The following is a 6,332-nucleotide window of genomic DNA, read 5'->3' on the forward strand; positions in this document are numbered from 1 at the left end:
CGGTGGCCTTCGAGCCACTGCTTTTCCGCCAGACCGGGGGCGATGGCGGCAATGTGCGCGGGTTCACCGGCCACCAGCAGCAGGCGGACTTTGTGGCGCCAGAAACGGGTATAGCGGCGGCGGAGATATTGTCTTAGTGAAGAAAGAGGTACATTTCGTTCCTCTGCCCCGGCCACCTCGCCTGTCAGGCGAGGGTCATGCGGCGTCAACGGGATGTCGTTTTTCTGGAAAGGGATAAGGAAAAAAATAAGCACGCTTAACGAACTGGTCAGAAAAACCGTACCCAGCAGCGAAATCCAGAATACGCGTTCACCCGTCCATTCAAAAAAAAGATGAGTTGTCTGGGCCAGAATAAACAACAGAGCCAACAAAACAACCAGGACACAGAGACCCGCTCCCGGGATGTATAAAAACCTTTTCATATTGGATTATTCCTTGCGGGCAAGTCCGGCTGCCTGAATAAAATGGGGGCGTTGCAGAGCAGTGAGGGCACGGCGCAGCAGGAAAACAGCGCCGGGCAGAGACACGGCCAGCGACAGCAGCACGCTGAACACGCCGTACCAGGAAAACAGCCAGTCCGGGAAAAAACGGGCAGTTGCTCCAAAAACCGCAATATTGAGCAATACCGCAAGGCTGAGCGACCCAGCCGGATAAGGTAACGGAGCCAATCTTACATCTTCATCATGGGTAACCGGCAGACTGTTGCCGACAACCATCGCACTGGCCTGTTTGCCATCCGCCTGTAGCAGCCAGTGGCTCCCCGGACCGTAACTGACCATCTCTGCTGCCGCAGCCACCATCAGCCATCCGGCCAGAGGCCCGTAGTTAGCGCTGATTTTCGCAAAATCGACAATACCACCGGCGGCGATATCAGTCTGCAGGGGCAAAGGTAACTCATTAACCACCCGCCCCAGCGCCTGCGCGGACGGCGCAGATAACCCACTGTGCCAGACCAGATGTTTTACCCCGGGAGGCTGCTGCGCCATATCACGTAATTCCGTCAATTCACGGGGCAATGCATCAGTATTCAGCGGCATGGCGCGAAATACTCGCACCGCATCGCGCTGTTCTGACGATTTCAGCATCGCATCGGGCAACAGCAGCAACGCACAGGCAAATTCCGGTAAGTTTTCTTCTGGCTGGCGGTAATGCAGCGCCAGCACCAGTAGTGGATAACGAGCAGTAGACAGGAATTTATTCCAGTTATTAAAAATTGACGAACTGGGTAAGGCATGAATATCTGGCATCCATGGTAATTCTTCATCTTCCCAGAGAAGGGAAAAATACTGGAGCTCCTGTTCTTTATCAGGAGCAGATGTCTGTATTACCACCGTTAACGGACCTGAAGGACAGGACTGGAAAAGTATTGTTTTAATCTGGTTTATTAACAAACGACAAAGTTGTTCAAAGCGTGAAATACCAGGAATTAAATTTTCCTCAGGAAGCAATGTTAATAAAGGAGTTTCGTCACTGTTTTCAGGCATAACACCCGCCAGTCGAGAAAGCAATTGTGGGTCTGCGGTTAATACCACACATCTGGTCACGCATAAATGCAGGTGTGCTTGATGCCGCCATGCCAGATGCATATTTCGTCGCCAGTTATTCCAGTTACGGACGCGGAAAGTCTGTATTTCCCACCATAACAAATAAAAGGTTACGGCAACAGTAACACCCACCAAAGTATATCCGGTCAGTGGTAGCCAGTAACCGCTTGCAAGCGTTGGTAAATCACCGGAGGGTGAATACAGTACCACCCGCACTAACGCGATAAATACACCGGCGAAAGTAATTGACAGGCATATCCAGGGTGACCAGGGTTGTGCATCAGGCCTCGCGGGAACCTCTGGTAATGACCAGCCCATCAACCTATCTCCACATCCGGCAAACTAGCGTAGACCACAGAACCACAGGCACTCTTACAGCCATGCACCACGATTCCCCTGCCGTTTTCCTCATAACTCATATCACATTCCACTATCGGGTTAGCGCCGTGCTCCGGGCAATACACCTGGTCATTCAGCAACATCGCGTTTTTTCCTTCAATATTAAAAGTGGACGATGCTGAAATAACTCTTCCGCCATGAGAAGTGACATCATTGATAACAACAACACGTCTAGCCATATTTACCACCTATTACTAACTGTTCCTAATATTTATTTTCACTCATGAGCCCTGCGTTCATACCAAAAAACCCATGAAACATTAATGCAATAATTACCAACCGTAAAAACCTTCATAATTAAAGTTATCGATTGACATACCAGGCAATAAAATGTCTCACACAACGACGTTCAGCTAATAAACTTTAAGTCATAGAATATGTATGTGATTAATTCCATTGCTGGTAAATACAGTAACTACTTTCAGCGATGATAATTTTTCATTTCTTCCCGATACATCGGGCTATTTCTTCGGCCTTTCTCTTCACCGCATCTTCTGCCACATCCTGCCGGATTGCCGGGGGAATATCCGGCTTATTCAGTTCGCCTGTGAAATAATAATCATCACTTTCCAACCAGTCCGCCTGCCTGCGCAATTCTGCCAGGCTTGCCCGATCCCATGAATGCCAGCAATACCCTAGCGGTAGATCATAGGCCACAACTCGACTCATAAAATGTTCATTCATTGGCAGGGTACTGTGATCGGTCGGGCGCTGAACATAGGTCCTTATATCTTCCAGCATTTCAGTTCTCGACTGTTTTTCATATTTCACCCGATCCTCTTTCGATCCCGGCCCAGGTTGATACCAGGAGGAAGGTGTTTTAGGCACCATCTTCTGGTCAAAATAACCGTATAGTGAAATGTAATAACGGTAGTCTATGTCAACGGGTCTTTTCGTCGTCGGGTTAATCTGTCCGTAGCCGTATCCTATTGAGCCAGTTTGCTTTTCAGTGCTGGCATAATCCTGGTCAAAATTTTTCAGTTCCTCAGAAGTCAGTGGTTCTGGTACCTGCGGCGCATTAACCGTCAGCATTTGTCCTTTGTCTGGTTCCGGCCAGGTCATCTTCTGAAGCACCGTGGTCGTACTGTCCCAGAATGGCTTACCATCCCCAAGATTACTGAAATGGGTTTGTGTATCCGGTGCATTTCCACACGGTGTATTACGCCCCAGCATACGGACATAAAGTGTGTCGCCTGCCAGCTTAAATAAAGAATGGGATTCACTATAATCACTTTCTTTTGTATTAGGTAACCCCTGCCAGCCAATACTTCGCAGCGGAGCCGAGCCCATCACCCGGTCATGCGGATTACAGTAAATCCACGTGGTACCGTGGTTATCGCGCTCCGGCAGTCCAGCGTGGGTTTTCCCTTCCGGCGTCCAGCTTTCGCCATCGCTGCTGACGCCTGCCAACAGGCGATCGTAGCCCTGCTGCGCAAGGCGGGTTTTGTTTTCCGCAACCTTTCTAACGATATCGGCAAACGTAGCCTCCCGGGCTTCCCTACTGATGATCTCTTTCACCGGATAGGAAATATAGGTGGTGAGTTCGTTTTCCAGCGCATAAGGTGAATTCATGACGAACAGCGCATCCGGTGCCTCAATGGCTGCTGCCGCCAGCGCAACCATTGTCCCCTGGCTGTGTGACAGCACCGTAACTGTGTCTTCAGGATATTTACTGCGGATGGTTTTTATCAGGTCCGCCAGACGCCCGGCGGCGTGCGCATAATAGTGGCGCGGCGGCGCCGCGGTCAGCAGGCGATCACGCTCACCATTAATCAATTGAGTGCTGAAGGGGATCGGCATACCCAGCACATTCGGCCAGTTGTCAAATCCCTTCTCACTCCACAGGCTGACCAATTGATTACAGCCGTTCTGGAACGGCCCGCCGCCCCAGAACCATGGGCCTTTCGTTTTGCGCTCTTCGGGAGAAAGATCATAGTAATTATCACCTTTCTTGTTTTTTAACGGAATGGCGTATCTATCGGTTTCGTTATTAGCAGCACGATAACCCCAGTAGAAGCGGATAACTGGGGAGCGGTTTTCTTTGATAATTTTCCTGGCAGGAACAATCCATTTGGTGCCATCTTTGTTCCAGTGAGCATCTGCGTATTCGTTAGCTTGCAATTGATGTACAGTATCTTTGTCAGATAACCCAAGTCGATTATTCAAACCATTACATAATGATACTTCAGCCTCTTTATACCATTCGCCTTCTGAATTAACTCCATGTACGAATATAATTAATCCAGGCAACTGCAATGGCGGTTGAACTTCCGCTTTCACTTTTATATTTTTATGGGAAGTCATTGAGTAGGAAAATGGCGTGCCATTATCGGTTGTATGCACCTCTACTTTTCTGGTTGGTGAGGATTTATTATTCATGAGAGACTATCCCTGAAAATTTTACGGGTTCTAATCGTCGGTCGCATTGCATTTTTTCCTGAAGAATTTGAGATACATCTATAGAAAGTTCTGGTTGATAAACTGGTCCAGTCACTCCGGGATAGCCTATTTTTTTGGCAGACTCTGCATTTGGGTAAAATGTCCATTTTAGGGCATAAGCATTCGTTGGCGATCGTTTAGAAGAATGATATACAATCAAATAAAATCCCTCATCCATGACTAACATATCATAATCTTTTGTATCACCTGTTGGATCCTGAGTATGGCTGCCATATTCAACGCCGTAGAGTGTTTTTCCACCATCAGTTGTGACAATGACGGCATTCATACAACCTTTATCTGCTCCCATACAAGCTGCATGATTTGTATCTATTGTTGCTGGAAATGCCAGATAATCATCACGTATGGACAACCAGAATAAACGGCCTTTAAACAGGTATCCTGAACCGTCCAATACTTTGACATGAATATCTTTTTCTTTGTTATTATAAAACGTTTGCCCATTCTCGCAGCGGGTATAATTCTCCAATGTAAAATAACGATTATTATCTATCCGGTAGATCACCTGCGGCAGACCATATACCGGTGACGGTGCATTTTTGTCTTTTTCTGTCATTACCGTTTCATGCAGGCTCCCTGCCCCCAGACCGAATGCGGCCCCTTCAGTAACGCAACCGCTTAATGAAAAAAGAGAACAGCTTAACAACACTAGTTCCAAAAATAATACGATTAATTTATTTATCATATTCTTACCCCAGTTATTTATTCAAAAGAGTCTTCATTCCATCTATTTATTTCGAGGTTGCAAGCGAATAAGGGGACAAGCATAACCAGAATTATGACTGACATATCTGCTTCGTTATCTAAAAAAATTCATAATGTGTAATTGGACAATTTAATAACGGTCCTCGCTATACAATCAGCCCGTGTGTTTTTTATAATCAAGCCCCCCCCCTGCTTCACTATATAATTGAACTTACCGAATAGAGCCTCCTGGGCGTAATAAATAGTCATCCTTACGCGCTCTATTCCCGGAACACCACTTAACAGCGGCTGGAGAAACCACATAGTTAATTTATGTGGTACATTCTTCTTCCTGTTATTTTTTCAGGATAATTTTCAGCATATCAATTGTCTGTGAATTTATAAGCGAAGAATGTCCCATCGCATTCGTCATGCCAGACATTACGTTTCCGTCCGGCAAGTGAATCTCATATTTCTGATTTGCCAGAGCCTTTCCAGAAACCGGATGAGTAATAATAAACTTCTCATCAAAACTTCCCGACTCAAACGACTTCATTACTGCCTGCATACTACCCGAACCTGCTTTCTTAATACCGGTGTTTTTTATCAGCAACTTTCCAGGACCGCCAATTTCAACATTCCCTCCTTTGATTTTGATATATCCGCCCCCGCATATCAGCGTCAGCTCATCCTGTGCCGTTATTACCAGTCTCTTACCACTCGAAATATACGTGTCCTGCGTTGACCAGGTGGTAATATTTCCGCTCTGCGCCTGAATATCAATATCCCCCTGCGATGCGAACCATTTAGCCCCCCTCTGGCTCCAGAGGCTAATTTGTTTTCCTGCTGCCAGTGTGAAGTCCTTTTGCGCACCCAGATCCAGTTGTTTACCGGCGATCAGCGTCAGATTCTCCTGCGCTGACAGCAACATATCGTCACCACTTGCCAGCGCCACGCCTTGAGAGGCCGTCGCCAGCAATATTTCCTTCTGAATCTGTTCTATTTTCTGTTGCAGCAACTTCTGTTGACGCCCCACATCTGCAGCCAGCGCCTGTGCCTGTTGTGCACCGGCAGCCAGCGACTGCATTTCCACCAGCGCCGCTGAAAGCCGCGACAACGCAGGCTCCATCGCCAGCTGCTGCCCCTGCGCTTTCATCTGTGCATCAGCGGTGATGAATATCCCTTTCCCGGCCCGTATCGCTCCGTAGCTGTCGGTACGCAGCTCGAATCCCTCCCCGCGCGGCT

Annotated in this window: 5 protein-coding genes and 1 pseudogene; all 6 read right to left on the reverse strand. The window is 47.6% G+C overall.

Features of this window, described 5'->3' with window-relative positions:
- Positions 1-422: pseudogene (locus K2184_RS28600) on the reverse strand (type VI secretion protein VasK); the annotation flags it as partial.
- 6 nt (positions 423-428) lie between these two features.
- Positions 429-1,862, reverse strand: a complete 1,434-nt coding sequence (locus K2184_RS28605; protein WP_004114150.1) for a hypothetical protein — start codon at positions 1,860-1,862, stop codon at positions 429-431.
- The gene (locus K2184_RS28610; RefSeq protein ID WP_024274502.1) at positions 1,862-2,122 is read right to left on the reverse strand and encodes a PAAR domain-containing protein; all 261 of its coding nucleotides are present in this window, start codon (positions 2,120-2,122) and stop codon (positions 1,862-1,864) included. Before K2184_RS28610 ends, K2184_RS28605 begins: the two co-directional genes overlap by 1 nt.
- Positions 2,123-2,381: 259 nt before the next feature.
- Positions 2,382-4,322: a T6SS effector phospholipase Tle3 domain-containing protein gene (locus K2184_RS28615; RefSeq protein WP_049592913.1), complete on the reverse strand. Its 1,941-nt coding sequence runs from the start codon at positions 4,320-4,322 to the stop codon at positions 2,382-2,384.
- Positions 4,315-5,088: a T6SS immunity protein Tli3 family protein gene (locus K2184_RS28620; protein WP_004114157.1), complete on the reverse strand. Its 774-nt coding sequence runs from the start codon at positions 5,086-5,088 to the stop codon at positions 4,315-4,317. Before K2184_RS28620 ends, K2184_RS28615 begins: the two co-directional genes overlap by 8 nt.
- Positions 5,089-5,442: 354 nt before the next feature.
- Positions 5,443-6,332 (reverse strand): type VI secretion system tip protein VgrG (locus tag K2184_RS28625; RefSeq protein WP_265145388.1); only part of this gene is annotated, 890 nt, incomplete at its 5' end.

Source organism: Klebsiella sp. K5-306, assembly GCF_051835185.1.
Classification (GTDB): domain Bacteria; phylum Pseudomonadota; class Gammaproteobacteria; order Enterobacterales; family Enterobacteriaceae; genus Klebsiella; species Klebsiella oxytoca.